Raw genomic sequence first — 18,448 nt, 5'->3', positions numbered from 1 at the left:
GTTTTGCAGACCTTCCCTAATGCAGAAGACAAAAATCTGATAAAAATCTTTTTATTAGACAAAACCGTTTTCATTTTTCCTCCTTTGCTTGAATTTATTAGATTTTGTTAAAAACGAAATAAGGGACCGATCATTATAGATCGTCCCTCATGAAATAAAGATATCACTTCATAAGCAAAACGGGTTTTAATGTTGTCCCTTTTTCGGAGTCTTCTGCAGCTTTGTTGATTTGATCAAACGGGTAGAATTTAATCAATTTATCAAATGGAAATTTTCCGGCAAGATAAAGATCGATAAGTCTAGGTATGAAGATGTCTGAAATAGCTTGACCTTCAATGATGCCCCGTAGTTTTCTGTTAAAAAGGAGAAAATTGATGTCAAGAGGAATAGTGCTTCCCATCGGGGGGGCGCCAACAATTCCTATGGTTCCACCTATGCGGGATGACAAAATAGCCTGTTCAAGCACGGAAGGAATGCCACTCGTTTCCAAAACATTGGGTAGACCATTTGGAATGATTTTTTGTATTTCTTCAACAGGATTGCATTTCGCCGCATTGATTACATGAGTAGCACCGAGCTCCTTAGCTAGTTCCAGTCGATTTTCTTTGATATCGATTGCAATAATGGTCGTACAACCGGCTACCACTGCAGCCATTACCGCCGAAAGGCCGACAGCACCAGCGCCGAAAATACCAATGGCAGTCCCTGCAGCAGGATCGAGCGCATTGAGAACTGCTCCCGCTCCTGTTTGTATGCCACAGCCAAGGGGACCTAGCAGTTCTAGTGGTGCATCTTTTCGTACCTTCACCGTGTTGCGTTCATAGCTCAGCGCGTATGTCGCAAAGGAAGATTGACCAAAAAAACTGCCTCCTACTTCGCCTCCCTTGTGATCATGGATTGTACATTCACCCGCTACAGAACGCCCCATAAAGTTTGGAACGAATGAATTGGTACAACTGGTTGGATCACCGGAAAGACAGGCTTCACACTGACCGCATGTATAAAACGTCAAGACAACGTGGTCCCCTGGTTGAACCTTTTTGACCGAACGTCCTACCTTCTCGACTATACCTGCACCTTCATGACCAAACACCATAGGAAGCGGAACTGGATAATGCTGATCTCGACAAATGAGGTCTGTATGACACAAACCGCTCGCGACGAGCCGAACCAGGATTTGGTCGTCTGCGGGCTCATTAAGTTGTACGTCTTCAAGAACAAATGGTCCCTTTGGTGTGCGGACAACCGCTGCTTTGATTTCCATTTTTTTCTCCATATTGGGTTGCTATTTTAAACTCTTTGCTTTATTGATGTATTTATGTGCACAGAAATTTTCCTTTATTTAATTCCTCCTTTTCATTATTTCATCGAAACAATATCATCTAGGGAAGGTCTGCACAACTGCCGCTGAGGCGGCTGTTGTTGGTTGATTTTTCAGATGGCGACATCATTCGGCGTTCACGGGACAGTTTCGGGGTGTTTTCGGTCCCGCTCGCGGCCCCGTGGCCCATTTGGCGAAGCCTTTTCAGGCTTTCGGGCGCACTCATCCCCGCGCTCCCATGTTCAAAAGTCGCTTGCGCACCATCCACAGGTTGGACAGCGCGNTCAGATGGCGACATCATTCGGCGTTCACGGGACAGTTTCGGGGTGTTTTCGGTCCCGCTCGCGGCCCCGTGGCCCATTTGGCGAAGCCTTTTCAGGCTTTCGGGCGCACTCATCCCCGCGCTCCCATGTTCAAAAGTCGCTTGCGCACCATCCACAGGTTGGACAGCGCGAACAGCGTCATCAGGTTGGCCGTGTTCTTGGCCAGGCCCCGGTACTTGACCTTGACGTAGCCGAACTGGCGCTTGATGACGCGAAACGGGTGCTCCACCTTGGCGCGGATGCGCGCCTTGGTCGTCTCCAGCGCATCCAGCAGCGCGCCCATCAGCGAGCCCTTGTCCAGCGTTTTGCGCTTGCCCGGCATCATGGCAACGTGCCAGCGCACGTTGGGGTGTTGGGTCTGAATTTCTTCGCGTTTGTCCACGCCCCGGTAGCCCGCGTCCGCAAAGACGTCGGTTTCCTGCCCGTGCAGCAGCGCATGGGCCTGGGTGATGTCGTGGGCGTTGGCCGCCGTGGTCACCACCGTGTGCACCAGGCCCGAGTCGGCATCCACGCCAGCATGGGCCTTCATGCCAAAGTGCCACTGGTTGCCCTTCTTGGTCTGGTGCATCTCAGGGTCACGCTCTCCCGTACGGTTCTTGGTGGAACTCGGCGCCGCAATCAGTGTGGCGTCGACCACCGTGCCCTGCTTGAGCAGCAAGCCCTTGGCCGTCAGCGTGGCGTTGACGGTGGCCAGGATTTGCAACGCGAGGTTGTGCTCTTCGAGCAAATGCCGGAACCGCAGGATGGTGCTCTCATCGGGCAGGTTCTCTTCGCCCATGTCCAGCCCGGCAAACTCGCGAAACATCGGCGTGTCGTACAGCGCCTCTTCCATGGCCGGGTCGGACAGGTTGAACCACTGTTGCAGGAAGTGGATACGCAGCAGGGTCTCGACAGCAAACGGCGGGCGTCCGCCCTTGGGGCTGCGCGCCGGTGCATGCGGGGCAATCAGCGCCACCAGTGCGGCCCACGGCACCACCAGGTTCATCTCGTCCAAGAACTCGCGCTTGCGTGTACGCTTGGTCTTGCGTTCGAATCCGGTGGTGCCAAGGCTCATCTGCTTCATGTCGATACTGTCTCACATCCGACGGTCATCGCCGGGGTTTTGCAGACCTTCCCTAATTTTAGAAACGTGCCGCACTTTCAAGTATTAGTGTTTTCCCGCGCTACGGATGTCCTGCGTGCCGTCCGGCAGCACGCCCAAGGCCAGGTACACCGCCTTGTTGCGCACCACGCCGTCCTCGCGGATCTTGACCCGCAGGGCGTCGAAGAACACCACCGGGTACATCGGCTCCAGCGGCCGCGCCTGCCAAGCGCCCACCTCGGCCATCACCGCGTCGGTGACCGCGCTGATGAACTCCGGCGACACCTCGACGGCATACATCTCGGCCAGATGCCCCTGGATCTCGCGCACCGACATGCCGCGGGCATACATCGAGATAATCCGGTCATCGAAGCCGGCAAAGCGGCGTTCGTGCTTCGGGATCAGCTGCGGCTCGAAGCTGCCGGCGCGGTCGCGGGGCACGGCGATCCGCAGCGGCCCCTCGTCGGTCAGCACGGTCTTGCTGCTGCGGCCGTTGCGGTGGTTCCCTCGGCCGCCCTCGGGGCTGGCCAGGCGCATGCCCAACTCGGCGCCCAGGGCGCGCTCGATCACAGCCTTCTTCAACTTCTGGAACACGGCCTCGACGCCGGCAGCGTCCATCGGGCCGGGGATCAGCTTCTCAAGAAGCTCGTCGGGGAGGATGGCGTCCGGCTTCGCGACAGCGGGGTTCTTCTTGCGTGGTGTGGGGGCTCCTGGAAGTCGTCATGGTAGGCCCCTCACACAAAAATCCTGACACCCTCGCCACCGCAGGAGCACGCTGTAGCCCCGCTGCACACGGTCTCACTGGATTTCAGCGTCATCGTTCGGCCAATGCCTCGACAGATCCATACTGTCGTGAAGCAGGCGGAGCACCTCGATGACTCGCCCCGGGGCAACCCGGAACACGACGAAGTGACGGCCCTTTCTGCCCTGCCGCGCCACATGCAGGGTGCGAATGCCGGGCGCGATGTCGTCCCTCGCTTTGGCCCCCAGGATGTCGGGCCCCTCGTGCAAGGCCTCGATGGCTTGTGTCACGGTGTCGACGTAGTACCCAGCCTGCCGGGAACCGAAGCGCTCCGCCGTCCACGCCGCGATGTCGAGCAGATCGGCCTCGGCACTGGCGGCCAGGCGAACGCGCCACGGCTCGCTCATGCTTGGGCGAGCGTTTGGGCTGTCACGGCCTTCAGGTGAGCGCGCAAGGATTCCTTGGTATCGAACGTCTTGTAGCGTCCCGCCTCGATATCGGCGATGCCCGCCTTGGCGGCGGCGCGCAGCGCTTCGAGGCGGCTGGCGTCCTCGGCCTCGCGTTGTTCGACAAGACGCAAGCCCTCGCGCAGCACTTCGCTGGCGTTCTGGTAGCGGCCGCTGGCGACCAAATGCTCTACCAGCGCGGCCTGGTGATCGGTGAGGACAACATTGCGCGTCGGCATGACGATCTCCTTGCAGGAAAGATTGGCATAGTATGCCAACCCTACACCCGGAGTGCAATCCCGATGGGTCACTCCACTGGGGGCTCCGCTGGGGGTAACCCGCATGCACGGCCCCCCGTCGCAGCCTCGCCAATGCAACATTTTTGATACATCCCCGCGACAATATGCCATCTTGCTATTGACAGCCCCCCCATTACAATTAGTCGGACCTGCAAAACTCATTTCGCAAAGCTCAGTGAGCTGACGAGCGCGGCGCGATGACCCGGAACGCCCAAGTTCGCCGCCACGGCGCACAGCCGGCCCAAGGCGCGCAGCCATAAAAAAACCGCCCGGATGCCACGGCGGGCGATCGCCCGCAGCAGCCAGGCGATGTTGTAGCCCGCGGCGCACAGCACCGCGTTCAGCGCATCGCCCTCGGCGCCCTTGAGCCAGCACCGGCGCATGCCGTGGTCGGCCTTGAGGTGTCCGATGGCTGGCTCCACCGCCTGGCGCCGCTTGAGCCAGCGCCGCTGCACCGGCGTGAGCATCTTGCGCTTGCCGCGATGCACCAACTCGACCTCGCCGAGCTGCGCGTCCACCCCGCGGTAGCCCAGATCCACGATCGCCACCTTGGGCTTGGCTGCGATGTCTTGCAGCAGGATCGTCGTCTGCTCCAGCTGCTCGGCCAGTGTGTGACCGTCGTAGGGGTTGCCGGTGAAGCTGCGCGCTCCGACCATCAGCCCCTGCTTGGCGGTGACCGCCACGCTGACCTTCATGAACCGCCCCGGGTTTCGAGGAGGCTGTTGGGTTTAAGTTGACACCTCCATCGAGGAGTCGCTGACGGCGAGTTGCCGCCAGTAGTTTGCCTCAGCTTCTGCCGGAGGAATGCCCCCAATCGGCGTGAGCAGTCGGATCGGTGTTTGATCTGCGGCCGTGGGCGGCGCCCGCAAGGTCCCGATCAACCCACCGTCCCCTGCGCCGGACCGGCCCGCCCTGGCATACCGTCCTTGAAGATTTGAGTCACATCAATCGGCCAGCAGGTCGCTGGATGTTGACTCTTGACTTTCGGCATGTTTAGGCGCAATATCTTGCAAAGTCTTGCAAGAACTTCCTCGAGCGAGGCCGCGTGACGACGGAACTTGTGGGGGTGGTATGACAGCGCGCCAGCAGGCGATCTTCACACTCGACGAGTTGGCTGCCTACTTGAAAGTCGGCAAGCGGACGCTCTACCGGCTCGCCGCGCACGGGGAAATTCCAGCCTTCAAGGTCGGCGGGACGTGGCGGTTTCGTCAAAGTGAAATCGATCAATGGATCAATGATCAGATCCAAGCAGGCAGAAAGAAGGAGGTGATACGCACAGATGAGCAGCCAAAGTCAGCGGAACACTCCGTGTCGTCTGGGCGCGCTGTCCGTCGCCGCAGGCAAACGGAGTGAGCGAGAGTCTTCAATTTTTCTTCTGGAGGTGTGACATGGACATTGATTTCAAGAAATTGGCTCCCTGGAACTGGTTCAAGAAGGAGCAGGAAGAACAACAGAGCACTGCCTCGCTGCCGGTGCAGCGCAATGACCTGCCGGTGGCGGGTGGGCCCGTCAGTCCCATCCTGCAATTGCATCGCGAGATCGACCGCCTGTTCGACGACGCGTTTCGAGGCTTCGGTTTCCCGACGCTGGCCATGCCACGCTGGCCGTCGGACTGGCCGGGCATGCTGAAGCCGGCGCTGGACATCCAGGAGACCGACAAGCAGTACAAGATCGCCCTGGAAGTACCCGGCGTCGAGGAAAAAGACATCCAGATCACGCTCGACAACGACGTGCTGCTGGTGCGCGGTGAAAAGCGTCAGGAGCAGGAAACGAAAGACGGCGGTTTCCACCGGGTGGAGCGCTCCTACGGCAGCTTTCAGCGCGCTCTGAACCTGCCGGCCGATGCCAACCAGGACACGATCAAGGCCGCTTTCAAGAACGGCGTGCTCACGATCACGATGGAAAAGCGCGAGGCCAGTACGCCCAAGCAGGGGCGCTCGATCCCGATCAACGGCTGACGCGGGGCAGCGCGTTTTTCTCAAAAACCACAAAGAGATGAGGCACCGTGATCGGCGGTGCCTCGTCAGATCTTTACAGGAGCATCAGCATGGCCAGAAAACAATGCCAAGTCTGCGGCCAGCCCGCCACGGTGCGGGTGGAAACCAATCTCAATGGTCGCCACAGCACCATGCTGTTGTGTGACCATCACTATCGCCAACTGGTGCGCCAGCAAAAGCGCACCGTCTCGCCGCTGGAAGCGTTGTTCGGCTCACGTAGCGGCCTGTTCGAAGACTTCCTTGGCAGCGACTTCTTCCGCATCGGTGACGATTCGCCGTCCATGGCGGCCGATACCGACGAGGTGGTCGATGCCTCGTTCGGCGAACCCGCCCCGGCCGGTACGGGCACCGCGCGCCGTCGCGGCAGTGGGCTCGCCAGCCGTATCAGCGAACAGTCCGAGGCCCTATTGCAGGAGGCCGCCCGACACGCTGCAGAGTTCGGGCGCGCCGAAGTCGATACCGAACACCTGCTGCTGGCGCTATCCGACAGCGACGTGGTCAAGACCATCCTGGGGCAGTTCAAGATCAAGGTCGATGACCTCAAGCGACAGATCGAATCCGAAGCCAAGCGCGGCGACAAGCCGTTCGAGGGCGAGATCGGCGTGTCGCCCCGGGTCAAGGACGCGCTCAGCCGTGCTTTCGTGGCCTCCAACGAACTCGGCCACTCTTATGTCGGGCCGGAGCATTTCCTGATCGGGCTCGCCGAGGAAGGCGAAGGTTTGGCGGCCAACCTGCTGCGCCGTTACGGCCTCACGCCGCAAGCGCTGCGCCAGCAGGTAAGCAAGGTGGTCGGCAAAGGGGCCGAGGATGGCCGCGCCGAGACGCCGACCAACACGCCCGAGCTGGATAAATACTCGCGCGACCTCACCAAGATGGCGCGCGAGGGCAAACTCGATCCAGTCATCGGCCGCGCGCAGGAGATCGAGACGACCATCGAGGTGCTGGCCCGGCGCAAGAAAAACAACCCGGTATTGATCGGTGAGCCCGGCGTCGGCAAGACCGCCATTGTCGAAGGACTGGCGCAGCGCATGGTCGCCGGCGAAGTGCCTGAGACGCTGCGCGACAAGCGCCTGGTGGAACTCAACATCAACGCCATGGTGGCAGGCGCCAAGTACCGCGGCGAGTTCGAGGAGCGCGTGCAGAAGGTGCTCAAGGAAGTGACCGAGCACCAGGGCGAGCTGATTCTCTTCATCGACGAGGTGCACACCATCGTCGGTGCCGGCCAGGGTGGCGGCGAAGGCGGGCTGGACGTGGCCAACGTGTTCAAGCCGATGATGGCGCGCGGCGAACTGAACCTGATCGGCGCCACCACGCTCAACGAGTATCAGAAGTACATCGAGAAGGACGCCGCGCTGGAGCGTCGCTTCCAGCCGGTGATGGTGCCCGAGCCGACGGTAGCGCAGACCATGATGATCCTGCGCGGCCTGCGCGACACCTTCGAGGCGCACCACAAGGTCAGCATCACCGAGGATGCGATCATCGCCGCCGCCGAGTTGTCGGACCGCTACATCACCGCGCGCTTTTTGCCTGACAAGGCCATCGACCTGCTCGACCAGGCGGCCGCACGCGTGAAGCTGTCGGCCACGGCGCGCCCGGTGGCGGTGCAAGAGCTGGAGTCCGAACTGCACCAGCTGCGGCGTGAGCAGGACTATGTGGCGGCACGCAAGCAGTACGACAAGGCTGCTGAACTTGGCAAGCGCATCGAGGCCAAGGAAGCCGAACTCAAGAAGCTCGTCGAGGAATGGGAACGCGAGCGCGCCTCGGGCAGCGCCGAAGTCAAGGCCGAGCATGTCGCGCAGATCGTCTCGCGCCTGACCGGCATTCCGGTCAACGAGCTGACGGTGGAAGAACGCGAGAAGCTGCTGCATCTGGAGCAGGGGCTGCACGAGCGCCTGGTGGGCCAGGACGAAGCGGTGCGCGCGGTGGCCGATGCCGTGCGTCTGGCGCGCGCGGGCCTGCGCGAAGGCAGCAAGCCGGTGGCGACTTTTCTGTTCCTCGGGCCGACCGGCGTGGGCAAGACCGAGCTCGCCAAGGCGCTGGCCGAGTCCATCTATGGCGATGAAGGTGCGCTGCTGCGCATCGACATGTCCGAGTACGGGGAACGCCATACCGTGGCACGCCTGGTGGGCGCGCCTCCGGGTTATGTGGGCTATGACGAGGGCGGCCAGCTCACCGAGAAGGTGCGTCGCAAGCCCTACAGCGTGTTGCTGCTGGACGAGATCGAGAAGGCTCACCCCGACGTCTACAACATCCTGCTGCAGGTGTTCGACGACGGGCGGCTCACCGACGGCAAGGGCCGGGTGGTGGATTTCACCAATACCATCATCATCGCCACCTCGAACTTGGGCTCGGACATCATCCAGCGTCGGCTGAAGGCCCGTGGCGCCGCCGGCGAAGAATACGAGAAGACCAAGGCCGAGGTGATGGACGTGCTGCGCGGACACTTCCGCCCCGAGTTCCTCAACCGCATCGACGAAATCATCGTCTTCCACGCGCTGGGCAAGGAAGAGATCCGCCATATCGTCGGCCTGCAGCTCGATCGTGTGGCCCGCAACGCCGCCAGCCAGGGCGTGACGCTGACCTTCGATCAGACCTTGATCGACCACTTCGCGGAGGAAGGCTACAAGCCGGAATTCGGCGCGCGCGAGCTCAAGCGGCTGATCCGCAGCGAACTGGAGACCGCGCTGGCGCGCGAGATGCTCGGTGGCGGCATCGGCAAGGGCGATCACGCCAGCGCTCGCTGGGATGACAAGGCCGAACGGGTGGTCTTCGAGCGCCAGGAGCCACCAGTGAAGCCGGTCGAGCCTGAAAAGCCTGATGCCGCGAAAGTGGCAGAGGCGCCGTCGAGCGACGAAAGCAAGGCGACGCGCAAGAAAAAGCCGGCGGGCGGCGAATCTTGAGTCATGGGGAGGCTGTCGTGTCCGACCCCAACGGGCTGACATGGGCAGCCGCCCTCGTGTCGCTTGCGGTCGCCATTTCGGCGGCAGGGCACGCGGTCATCTACAAGCGTGACCCGCGATCGGCCACGCTGTGGGTACTGCTGATCACCTTGTTGCCGCTGGGCGGCTCGCTGTTGTACTTGCTGTTCGGTATTAACCGCTACCAGCGGCGCGCGCGGCGGCTCTTCCCGGGGGCAGATCCTGCTGTTCAGCAGGACCTCGCGCCTACGATGCCCCAGGCCGTATCGGCGCCGCTTGCCGGTCTGGCCCACCTGGTGGGACGCGCCACCGGCCAGTCGCTGACCAGCGGCAACCGCATCGAGCCGCTCGTCGATGGCGAGCAGGCCTACCCGGCCATGCTCGCTGCCATCGAGTCGGCGCGGCACAGCGTCGCGCTGGCTTCGTACATCTTCGACAGCCAAGGCATCGGGGCGCAGTTCGTCGATGCGCTGCGCCGGGCTCATGAGCGCGGCGTGCAAGTGCGGGTGCTGATCGACGATGTCTATGCCCGCTGGACGCCCAGCAGCGCCTACCGCGCCTTGCAACGCGCCGGCGTTCCGGCGGCGACGTTCAACCCGACGTTGATTCCCGCGCGCCTGCACGGCGCGCATCTGCGCAATCACCGCAAGCTGCTGGTGATCGATGGCGAGACAGGTTTCACCGGCGGCATGAACATCTTCAGCCCGTATTGGCGGCCCGATGCGCCGGGCCAGGCCTGTCACGATTTGCACTTTCGTCTGCGCGGGCCGGTGGTTGCGCATCTGATGCGGTGCTTCACCGACGATTGGTGCGATACCACGGGCGAGCGGCTCAACGAGGGTTTCTGGGGCGAACCGCCCGCAACGGCTGATGAGCAAGGAACCTCTTGGGCGCGCGGCATCGAGGCCGGTCCCGATGAGGCCCTGGACCGGCTGCGCTGGACCTTCATGGGCGCTTTGAGCGCGGCGAAGCATTCGGTGCGCATCTGGACACCTTACTTCGTGCCCGATCAGCCGATGATCGCGGCGCTGAGCACGGCCGCGTTGCGCGGCGTGCGCGTCGAGGTGCTGACGCCCGCAAACGGCGACCATCCCACGGTGCAATGGGCCGCGCGCGCCCACTACTGGCAGGTGCTGGAGCACGGTGTGCGCATCTTCGAACGGCCTGGCCCGTTCGACCACAGCAAGCTGATGCTGATAGACGGCCAGTGGTGCTGCCTGGGTTCGGCCAATTGGGATGCGCGCAGCCTGCGCCTCAACTTCGAGTTTAATGTGGAGGTGTACGACACCGCGCTGTCTACGCGGCTGGAATCCCTTTTTGATGCCGCCCGTGATGCGTCGAACGAGATATCGGCCATGGCGTTGCGCGCCCGCCCGCTGGCCATCCGCTTGCGCGACGGGGTGGCCCGTCTGTTCACCCCCATTCTCTAGCGACACGACTTGCGAGGAACATTGCCCATGGAAAAGAAAGATCAATGGAACATCGGCTACTGGATCGTCGCCGGCCTGTTGCTGCTGACGCTGCAGAACTACTGGCAGGCGGCCAAGACCGTCGAGCCCGTGCCCTACAGCGAATTCGAGAAGGCGCTGGCCGAGGGGCGCATCGCCGAAGTGCTGGTGTCGGACCGCACGGTCACCGGGCGCCTGAAATCGCCGGACAGCCAGGGCAAGACCTCCATCGTGGCCACCCGTGTCGAACCCGATCTGGCTGATCGGCTGTCGAAATACGACGTGCCCTACGCGCGAGTGGTGGAAAGCACCTGGCTGCGTGATGTGCTCTCCTGGATTCTGCCGGCCGTGGCCTTCTTCGGCGTCTGGTTCTTCCTGTTCCGCCGCTTTGCCGAGAAGCAGGGCATGGGCGGCTTCCTGAGCATCGGCAAGAGCCGCGCCAAGGTGTTCATGGAGAAGAACACTGGCGTCACCTTTGCCGATGTCGCTGGCGTCGATGAAGCCAAGGCGGAGTTGGTTGAGATCGTCGATTTCCTCAAGAATCCGCAGGAGTATGGACGGCTCGGGGCGCGCATCCCGAAAGGTGTGTTGCTGGTTGGCCCGCCCGGCACGGGCAAGACCCTGCTGGCCAAGGCCGTGGCGGGCGAGGCCGGGGTGCCATTCTTCTCCATCTCCGGCTCGGAGTTCGTGGAGATGTTCGTCGGCGTGGGCGCGGCGCGGGTGCGCGACCTGTTCGAGCAGGCCCGCGGGCAGGCGCCGGCGATCATCTTCATTGATGAACTGGATGCTTTGGGCCGCGCACGCGGTGTCGGAGGACCGACCGGCGGACACGACGAGCGTGAGCAGACGCTGAACCAGTTGCTCACCGAAATGGATGGCTTCGACAGCTCGGTCGGGCTGATCATCCTCGCCGCCACCAACCGCCCCGAAATCCTCGATCAGGCCTTGCTTCGCGCCGGTCGCTTCGACCGTCAGGTGCTGGTGGACCGGCCCGATAAGAAAGGCCGTCTCGATATCCTGAAGGTGCACGTCAAGAAGGTTACCCTGGCCAGTGATGTCGATCTCGAACAAGTCGCGGCGTTGACGACCGGCTTTTCTGGTGCCGACCTAGCCAACCTGGTTAACGAAGCGGCGCTGGCTGCCACCCGGCGCAAGGCCCGTGCGGTCGAGCTGCAGGACTTCACTGCAGCGATCGAGCGCATCGTCGCCGGCTTGGAGAAGCGCAACCGTGTCCTCAACCCGAAGGAGCGCGAGACGGTGGCCTATCACGAGATGGGCCATGCCTTGGTGGCGCTGGCGCTACCAGGCACAGACCCGGTACACAAGATATCGATCATTCCGCGCGGCATCGGCGCACTGGGCTACACGCTGCAACGCCCCACCGAGGACCGGTTCCTGATGACGCGCGCCGATCTGGAGCACAAGATCGCCGTACTGTTGGGCGGGCGCGCCGCAGAGAAGTTGGTGTTTGGCGAACTGTCGACCGGTGCCGCAGACGATCTGGCGCGGGCCACCGACATCGCGCGCGACATGATCACCCGCTTTGGCATGGACGAGGGACTCGGCTACATCGCGTTTGAGGCGCAGCGGCCGCGTTTTCTCGACGTCCCCGAGCTGGCCCAAGGTGGTTGCCGGGTGGCGGAATCCACCCAGGCGCGCATCGATCAGGCGATCCGCGACATCGTGATGGGCGTGTTCGAGCGCGCCTACCGGATTCTCGATACCAACCGCGCGGTGCTGGAGCGCTGCGCGCGCGAACTGCTGGCGCGGGAAACCCTGGACGAAAACGACATCCGTCAGCTGACCCAGGGGCTGAAGTCCGAATCCCGCGAGTCGGCGCCCCCCCAGTCCGAAACCTCACTCTCTACATCCCAAGGGGCCACACCATGAGCGAACACCTTCACATCGTCTGCCCGCATTGCCAGTCCATCAACCGTGTGCCGGCCGCCAAGCTCGCGGATCAACCTAACTGTGGCCGCTGCCAGCAGCCCTTGTTCACGGGCGAGCCCATCGAGTTGACCACGGCGACATTCGGGCGCCACGTGGAGCGCAGCGATCTTCCTTTGCTTGTCGATTTCTGGGCGCCGTGGTGCGGGCCTTGCAAGATGATGGCACCGCAGTTTCAGCAAGCGGCGCGCCAGCTCGAACCCTGGATCAGGCTGGCGAAGGTGAACACCGAGGCTGAGCCGCACCTGGCCGCGCAGTTCGGTATCCGCAGCATTCCGACGCTGGCCCTGTTCCAAGGTGGGCGGGAGATCGGGCGTCAGGCGGGCGCCATGGGCGCGCAGGACATCGTGCGCTGGGCAAAGGCGCAGGTTGGGCGCTGATCGATGCAGAGCCTGCTGAGCGTCACGCTGATATTGCTAGTGGGGTGCAGTGTGGCGGCCGTGGTGACGGCTGCGTTCAGAGTACCCACCTTGCTGGGTTATCAGCAGTCCTTTGCCGCAGCCCTTGGGTTGACGGAACAGGTAATGTCGGCGCTGGACATGCCGGCCGAGATAGTCGAACGAAACATCAGTGCAATGCGCCATCGTCCCGACAGCGACAATTTCGCAGGGAGTCCATCTGCATGAAGTCAACAGGCCGCAATCCATTTCAGGTCTTGCGTGACCAATGGGCCATCATGAGTTTATACGAGCGCTTCGAGCAGGTCGTCGCCCTCGTGCTGTCGGCGGTGATTGCCGTCATCATCGTGGTGTCGCTGTTCCAGCTCATCTCTATCGTCTTCACGCTGCTGGTCCTCGATGCCTTCAATCCCCTGGACCACAAGGTGTTCCAGAGCGTGTTCGGCATGATCATGACGCTTTTGATTGCGATGGAGTTCAAGCATTCCATCGTGCGCGTGGCGCTGCGTCGGGACAGCATCGTCCAGGTCAAGACCGTGATCCTCATCGGTCTGATCGCGCTGGCACGCAAGTTCGTGGTCCTCGACCCCGACACGAGTCCCGCCAAAATCGCCGCGCTGGCAGGCGCCACACTGGCGCTCGGTGCCACTTACTGGCTGATGCGCGAGCGCGACGACCGCGTCGCCGAGACATCTGAGCATGACCCGTCATCATCCCGGTGACCCGCGCGCGGCGTTGTTGCAACACCGCTGGCTCAACCGCCTGCAGACTGGGCTGTTGGTCCTGACCCTGATCGGGATCGCAGCCACCGCAGGAAGCCTGCTGTTCGGGGAAAGCGGCCTGTGGCTCGCGCTGTTTGCAGTTGCAGGCACGTTGTTGCTGGAACCGGCAGCCGCATCCGCCTTGACCTTGCGCCTGTACCGCGCACGGGCTTTGCACCCGCACGAAGCCCCCGAGATTTGGGCCCTGTTGCGCGAGCTGTCCGCCCGTGCCGGTTTGCCCGCCACGCCGGTGCCGCACTACGTGCCCAGTGCCGTCGTCAACGCCTTCGCCACCGGCTCGAAGCAGCATGCATCGATCGCCCTCACCGATGGCCTGCTGCGCAGCCTGAGCCCACGCGAGCTCGCGGGTGTGCTCGCGCACGAGGTCGCGCACATCGCCAATGAGGATCTGCGTGTCATGGGGCTGGCGGATTCCGTCAGTCGCCTCACGAGCCTGCTGGCTATGGTCGGACAGATCGCTATTGTGTTCAGCTTGCCCGCACTGCTGGCCGGCGCGGTGGCGGTCAATTGGCCTGGTCTATTGTTATTGGCCGCATCGCCCCAGCTGGCCCTGCTCGCACAGCTCGGCTTGTCTCGCGTGCGTGAGTTCGACGCTGACCGCCTCGCGGCGGAACTGACCGGCGACCCGCAAGGGCTGGCGTCCGCGCTGGCGAAGATCGAGCGGGTCAGTCGCTCCTGGCGTGCCTGGCTGTGGCCGGGATGGGGCAATCCCGAGCCTTCCTGGTTGCGCACGCATCCGGCAACGCAAGATCGCATCTCACGCCTGCTGACGTTGGCGCCTGGACCAGCAACAGCCTTGCCGTTTCACGCGCCCCATTTCTTGCCGGAATCCGCTGTGACGCCGCGCCCGCCGCGCTGGCGCCCGAGCGGGCTATGGCGCTGATTGTCTATCAACAGGAGACTTCTCATGGCCTACCCTGACCCGTACCCACGCCCCGCACCGGATCCCTTCATCCGGCGCTGGCTCTTCATCACCGCCTGCATTGCCACGCTCATGCTGCTGTGGCAGTTCCTGCCCGCCATCGAGGCATGGTTCACTCCGCGCGAGGCGGCAGAACGCACCGTGACGGCGCGCGGCGACTTGGCGGCGGACGAAAAGGCCACCATCGAACTGTTCGAAAAATCACGCGCCTCGGTGGTCTACATCACCACCGCGCAGCTGGTGCGCGACGTCTGGACGCGCAATGTCTTCTCCGTGCCCCGTGGCACGGGATCGGGCTTCATTTGGGACGACGCCGGCCATGTCGTCACCAACTTCCACGTCATCCAGGGCGCGTCCGAAGCCACCGTCAAGCTTGCCGACGGCCGCGACTACCAGGCCGCGCTGGTGGGGGCGAGCCCAGCGCACGACATCGCCGTACTCAAGATCGGCGTCGGCTTCAAACGCCCGCCTGCCGTGCCGGTCGGCACCAGCGCCGACCTCAAGGTGGGACAGAAGGTGTTTGCTATCGGCAACCCCTTTGGCCTGGACTGGACGCTCACCACCGGCATCGTGTCCGCGCTAGATCGATCGCTGCCCGGAGAATCTGGCGGAGTGACCATCGAACACCTGATTCAAACCGATGCCGCTATCAACCCCGGCAACTCGGGTGGGCCGTTGCTCGATTCCGCCGGCCGTCTGATCGGCATCAACACAGCGATCTACAGCCCTTCCGGTGCATCGGCTGGGATTGGCTTCGCCGTACCGGTGGACACGGTCATGCGTGTGGTGCCACAACTTATCAAGACCGGCAAATACATCCGTCCGGCGCTTGGGATCGAGGTAGACGAGCAGCTCAACCGCCGATTGCAGGCGCTGACCGGCACCCAAGGCGTGTTTGTGCTCCGCGTCGCCCCTGGCTCAGCGGCGCAAAAGGCGGGGCTGAGCGGTATCACCGTTGGCCCCGAAGGTGTCGTGCCGGGAGACCGCATCACAGGCATAGACGGCGCTCCCGTCGACGATGTCGCCAAACTGCTCGCACGGCTTGACGACCGAAAGGTAGGAGATGTTGTGGTCTTGTCAGTTGAGCGGGCCGGTAAACCACGGGAAGTGCGCGTGGAGTTGCAACCTGGCGCCTGATCTGGAGTTGAGGACTTCTGGGGATCAAGCGGCGCAGCGGGCGCAAGCTGATCACGCTGCCGAACGGCGAAACCGCTCCCGTAAGGCCGTGTGTTAATCAGCGTGCAAAACTGACCAGGCAACCGGGGATTTCAGCGTTGAATTTTGACCACCCTGGTTGAGTGATGATTCTGGCCTTTTTGGGCTGGAGCTTGCACCTGACATCGTCGAGGCGTGCGTGGTGGAAAAGGCAGTCGGGCTTGTGCTGGAGCGCCTGATCCGGCGAGCCTTGCCATTGGATTGGGCAGCGCAGCGTGAAATTCCAGGGCGGGAATTCAGTCGTTGATATTGCCGGGGCGGCATGTCCCGCGCTCGCTGCTTCAGGCACCGAGGCGCAGGATGCGCCGCGCACCGTTCAATACCAGCAACGCGATGAGCGAGCCAATCACCAAATCGGGGTAACGCGATCCTGTCCAGGCGACCAACGCCCCGGCCGCGATCACCCCCAGGTTTGCCAGCACGTCGTTCGTGGAGAAAATCCAGCTTGCCTTCATGTGAGCGCCGCCTTTTCGATGACTGGAGATCAAGACAAGGCAGGTAACGTTTGCAATGAGCGCAACGAGCGCGATCCCCATCATGAGCGGTGGCTCGGGCTCGCTACCAAAGACGAAGCGGCGCAGCACCTCGGACATTGCGCCGAGCGCGAGCAACAGTTGCAGCCAGCCTGACAACCGCGCCGCCTTCAGCTGGTGCCCGGTATCACGGCCGACGGCGTAGAGCGCGAGCCCGTAGACGGCGGCATCCGCGAACATGTCCAGTGAGTCAGCCATGAGCCCCGTGGACTGCGCAATCCACCCGGTCGTCACTTCGACGACAAACATGGCGGCGTTGATGGCAAGCAACCATTTGAGAGCGCGAGACTCTTGCTCGGAGGACGGCTGGCTGTCGCTTTGCCCATCGACAGTGTGCGGGCCATTCGATTCAGTTGACGCAATGAGACGGGCGCCCAAGCCGAGACTTTCAAGCTTGCTTGCAATGGGTTCGACGGGGCCGTCGTGAAAAACACGCAACTCGCGCTTGCCAAGATCGAACTCGAGTGCGGCCAGCCCGCTCGTATTCTCGAGCGCGAGCCGGATCATGCGCTCCTCCGAAGGGCAGTCCATCTTCGGCACCGAGAACAGACTCATCCTTCCCGTCCCGGTCGGCGTGGCACCCGTCATGGACTCCGCCTTCCGCTCGGACGCACATCCGCAGGATTTCTGGCATTCATCAGTCATAGTCATTGGTCCTTGATTCTTCTCGTTCCTGATCCGGCGAGGCTCTTGCAGAAACCAGCAAGCATCCGGAGGGTATTTTGAGATTAACACTCTATCAGGCCGTTGAAAAAGTGGGCATCGAACGCATCAGGGACGCTGTTTTCGAAGAAACGAGTGGCCCAGACGCGTCTGCGCAGCGATTGCACCGGCCAATCTGGCCTGTTTGCAGGCCATCTCGCCCATTTCGGGCGCACGTATCCCCGGGCTCACGCATGATGCGCGTCCCACCAGCCGCCGATTGCCCCAAGGCGCTACCCCAGTTGTAGGTGGCAAAGCACAGCAGCGCCTGACCCGTGAGCTTGGCCTGACCGATGAGCTTGGTCTTGGCCAGACCACCCACGGTCTTGATCCAGCCAAAGGCCTCCTCAATGCGCTTGCGCACCTTCTGACTGGTCTTGTAGCCCTCGTGTCGGGTGATCCGGGCATCCACCGCCGAGTGCTTGTCCTTGGCCGCTACGTGCGGCGTGACCTTGAGCTTTCCATCAGGATGTGGCCCATGTGGCACAGGCGGGACTTGTCGCCCTGGCTCTTCTTGAACAGGCGGGCATCGGCGTCCGTGGTGCTGGCGTGGGTGTCGTTGCAGCGCTCCTGCCCTTTGAAGTCCACCTCGGGGTTGCGCCCGGGCGGGCTGGCGCTGTCGTCGTCCCGGCGCTTGAAGCTCAAGGGCTCCGCCCAGGCCTCGATCAGCGTGCCGTCCACGCTGAAGTGTTCGTCGCTGGTCAACTTCGCCCAATCGGCGGTGTGCTTGACCCGCTCGAAGAAGGCGCGGGCCAAGTCTTCGTTGAAGAGCCGCTCGCGGTTGGCGCTGAAGGGGCAGTGGCCCCAGACCTTGTCATCGATGTTCAATCCCACGAACCAGCGGTACAGCAGGTTGTACTCGATGGCCTCGACCAACTGGCGCTCGCTGCGGATGGAAAACAGGATCTGCAGCAGCAGGGCCTTGAGCAGCATCTCCGGCGGCACCGACGGGCGGCCCCGGCGGGCGTACACCGCGTCGAACTCGCGGTTCATCGTCGCCAGCAGCGCATCGACCACGGCGCGCAGCTTGCGCAGCGGGTGTGTCGCCGGTACCCGCTCTTCAAGGCTGATGTAGCTGAACATCGCCCCCTGGAAGTCTTGGTTGCCTCTCATCGTCCTCGTCCGCGTCGTTCGCCGATCGTTTCAGATCGTACTGGCCGACGCCAGCGTCGACGGGGGATTTTTCAACGGCCTGCTAAGTCCTTGTCAGACAAGGAGGTGGCCTCTGGTTCCCACCACGGGCCGCAGAGAAAAACCGAGAACAGAGAGGCGCTGTCGGGGCGGGAACGGCGCTCGGACGGCGTGCACGTCCGCAAGGCGCCGCCCAGAAACCGCGCCAACACTGGCGTTGCGGGGCGCACATCGGCATAGGGG

Annotated in this window: 16 protein-coding genes and 3 pseudogenes; 10 read left to right on the top strand and 9 right to left on the bottom strand. The window is 62.5% G+C overall.

Annotated elements, in window-relative coordinates; all coding sequences use genetic code 11:
- Positions 1-163: 163 nt before the first annotated feature.
- From HZS63_RS13105 to HZS63_RS13080, 6 genes and pseudogenes are all read right to left on the bottom strand, one after another.
- The gene (locus tag HZS63_RS13105; protein ID WP_141056722.1) at positions 164-1,264 is read right to left on the bottom strand and encodes an NAD(P)-dependent alcohol dehydrogenase; all 1,101 of its coding nucleotides are present in this window, start codon (positions 1,262-1,264) and stop codon (positions 164-166) included.
- 450 nt (positions 1,265-1,714) lie between these two features.
- Entirely contained in the window at positions 1,715-2,707 is a 993-nt protein-coding gene (locus HZS63_RS13100) for an IS5 family transposase (protein ID WP_006399122.1), read from the bottom strand.
- 105 nt (positions 2,708-2,812) lie between these two features.
- A pseudogene (locus tag HZS63_RS13095) lies at positions 2,813-3,385 on the bottom strand (IS256 family transposase); the annotation flags it as partial.
- Positions 3,386-3,523: 138 nt separating this feature from the next.
- Positions 3,524-3,874 carry a type II toxin-antitoxin system RelE/ParE family toxin gene (locus tag HZS63_RS13090; protein ID WP_062196848.1) on the bottom strand — a complete coding sequence of 117 codons (351 nt, stop codon included), beginning with the start codon at positions 3,872-3,874 and terminating at the stop codon, positions 3,524-3,526.
- Positions 3,871-4,152, bottom strand: a complete 282-nt coding sequence (locus HZS63_RS13085) for a type II toxin-antitoxin system ParD family antitoxin (RefSeq protein ID WP_062196849.1) — start codon at positions 4,150-4,152, stop codon at positions 3,871-3,873. The genes HZS63_RS13090 and HZS63_RS13085 overlap by 4 nt, the downstream gene beginning before the upstream one ends.
- A 218-nt stretch (positions 4,153-4,370) precedes the next feature.
- Positions 4,371-4,925 (bottom strand): annotated as a pseudogene (locus HZS63_RS13080) (transposase); the annotation flags it as partial.
- 358 nt (positions 4,926-5,283) lie between these two features.
- Here HZS63_RS13080 and HZS63_RS13075 point away from each other — a divergent pair.
- The 10 genes from HZS63_RS13075 (at position 5,284) to HZS63_RS13030 (ending at position 15,761) form a co-directional block, all read left to right on the top strand.
- Entirely contained in the window at positions 5,284-5,565 is a 282-nt protein-coding gene (locus HZS63_RS13075) for a helix-turn-helix transcriptional regulator (protein WP_033986176.1), read from the top strand.
- A 35-nt stretch (positions 5,566-5,600) separates the two neighbouring features.
- Positions 5,601-6,170, top strand: coding sequence for an Hsp20/alpha crystallin family protein (locus tag HZS63_RS13070; protein ID WP_024973321.1), 570 nt, complete (start codon positions 5,601-5,603; stop codon positions 6,168-6,170).
- Positions 6,171-6,259: 89 nt separating this feature from the next.
- Complete coding sequence (gene clpK, locus HZS63_RS13065; protein ID WP_180684449.1) at positions 6,260-9,109, top strand: heat shock survival AAA family ATPase ClpK; 2,850 nt, start codon at positions 6,260-6,262, stop codon at positions 9,107-9,109.
- Between the two features lie 17 nt (positions 9,110-9,126).
- Positions 9,127-10,557, top strand: coding sequence for a cardiolipin synthase (cls, locus tag HZS63_RS13060; RefSeq protein ID WP_180684448.1), 1,431 nt, complete (start codon positions 9,127-9,129; stop codon positions 10,555-10,557).
- 27 nt (positions 10,558-10,584) lie between these two features.
- Positions 10,585-12,465: an ATP-dependent zinc metalloprotease FtsH gene (ftsH, locus tag HZS63_RS13055; protein ID WP_180684447.1), complete on the top strand. Its 1,881-nt coding sequence runs from the start codon at positions 10,585-10,587 to the stop codon at positions 12,463-12,465.
- On the top strand, positions 12,462-12,902 hold the full coding sequence (gene trx-GI, locus HZS63_RS13050) for a heat resistance system thioredoxin Trx-GI (protein WP_033980488.1): 441 nt from the start codon (positions 12,462-12,464) through the stop codon (positions 12,900-12,902). Before ftsH ends, trx-GI begins: the two co-directional genes overlap by 4 nt.
- Positions 12,903-12,905: 3 nt before the next feature.
- Positions 12,906-13,148, top strand: a complete 243-nt coding sequence (locus HZS63_RS13045; RefSeq protein WP_040436288.1) for a hypothetical protein — start codon at positions 12,906-12,908, stop codon at positions 13,146-13,148.
- A complete protein-coding gene (gene psiE-GI / locus HZS63_RS13040) occupies positions 13,145-13,642 on the top strand; it encodes a heat resistance protein PsiE-GI (protein WP_180684446.1) in 498 nt (165 codons plus the stop codon). Before HZS63_RS13045 ends, psiE-GI begins: the two co-directional genes overlap by 4 nt.
- Positions 13,620-14,585 (top strand): zinc metalloprotease HtpX, encoded by a 966-nt coding sequence (locus HZS63_RS13035; RefSeq protein ID WP_033980492.1) that lies wholly within the window; start codon positions 13,620-13,622, stop codon positions 14,583-14,585. Before psiE-GI ends, HZS63_RS13035 begins: the two co-directional genes overlap by 23 nt.
- A gap of 24 nt (positions 14,586-14,609) precedes the next feature.
- Positions 14,610-15,761 carry a S1C family serine protease gene (locus HZS63_RS13030; protein ID WP_180684445.1) on the top strand — a complete coding sequence of 384 codons (1,152 nt, stop codon included), beginning with the start codon at positions 14,610-14,612 and terminating at the stop codon, positions 15,759-15,761.
- Between the two features lie 359 nt (positions 15,762-16,120).
- Here the strand turns inward: HZS63_RS13030 and HZS63_RS13025 are convergent, their stop codons facing one another.
- The 3 genes and pseudogenes from HZS63_RS13025 to HZS63_RS13870 all read right to left on the bottom strand — a co-directional run.
- Positions 16,121-17,017, bottom strand: coding sequence for a cation efflux transmembrane domain-containing protein (locus tag HZS63_RS13025; RefSeq protein WP_028874271.1), 897 nt, complete (start codon positions 17,015-17,017; stop codon positions 16,121-16,123).
- A gap of 245 nt (positions 17,018-17,262) precedes the next feature.
- A pseudogene (locus tag HZS63_RS13020) lies at positions 17,263-18,187 on the bottom strand (IS5 family transposase).
- A 71-nt stretch (positions 18,188-18,258) separates the two neighbouring features.
- Positions 18,259-18,448: hypothetical protein (locus HZS63_RS13870; RefSeq protein WP_219339197.1), on the bottom strand; the 190-nt coding region annotated here is incomplete at its 5' end.

This window comes from Tepidicella baoligensis, assembly GCF_013432195.1.
Classification (GTDB): Bacteria; Pseudomonadota; Gammaproteobacteria; order Burkholderiales; family Burkholderiaceae_C; genus Tepidicella; species Tepidicella baoligensis.
This window is presented reverse-complemented; position numbering and strand designations above follow the sequence as displayed.

Coding starts and splice junctions, on each gene's coding strand:
- HZS63_RS13105 (WP_141056722.1), bottom strand. CDS start 1,264: ATGGAAATCAAAGCAGCGGTTGTCCGCACACCAAAGGGACCATTTGTT.
- HZS63_RS13100 (WP_006399122.1), bottom strand. CDS start 2,707: ATGAAGCAGATGAGCCTTGGCACCACCGGATTCGAACGCAAGACCAAG.
- HZS63_RS13090 (WP_062196848.1), bottom strand. CDS start 3,874: ATGAGCGAGCCGTGGCGCGTTCGCCTGGCCGCCAGTGCCGAGGCCGAT.
- HZS63_RS13085 (WP_062196849.1), bottom strand. CDS start 4,152: ATGCCGACGCGCAATGTTGTCCTCACCGATCACCAGGCCGCGCTGGTA.
- HZS63_RS13075 (WP_033986176.1), top strand. CDS start 5,284: ATGACAGCGCGCCAGCAGGCGATCTTCACACTCGACGAGTTGGCTGCC.
- HZS63_RS13070 (WP_024973321.1), top strand. CDS start 5,601: ATGGACATTGATTTCAAGAAATTGGCTCCCTGGAACTGGTTCAAGAAG.
- clpK (WP_180684449.1), top strand. CDS start 6,260: ATGGCCAGAAAACAATGCCAAGTCTGCGGCCAGCCCGCCACGGTGCGG.
- ftsH (WP_180684447.1), top strand. CDS start 10,585: ATGGAAAAGAAAGATCAATGGAACATCGGCTACTGGATCGTCGCCGGC.
- trx-GI (WP_033980488.1), top strand. CDS start 12,462: ATGAGCGAACACCTTCACATCGTCTGCCCGCATTGCCAGTCCATCAAC.
- HZS63_RS13045 (WP_040436288.1), top strand. CDS start 12,906: ATGCAGAGCCTGCTGAGCGTCACGCTGATATTGCTAGTGGGGTGCAGT.
- psiE-GI (WP_180684446.1), top strand. CDS start 13,145: ATGAAGTCAACAGGCCGCAATCCATTTCAGGTCTTGCGTGACCAATGG.
- HZS63_RS13035 (WP_033980492.1), top strand. CDS start 13,620: ATGACCCGTCATCATCCCGGTGACCCGCGCGCGGCGTTGTTGCAACAC.
- HZS63_RS13030 (WP_180684445.1), top strand. CDS start 14,610: ATGGCCTACCCTGACCCGTACCCACGCCCCGCACCGGATCCCTTCATC.
- HZS63_RS13025 (WP_028874271.1), bottom strand. CDS start 17,017: ATGACTGATGAATGCCAGAAATCCTGCGGATGTGCGTCCGAGCGGAAG.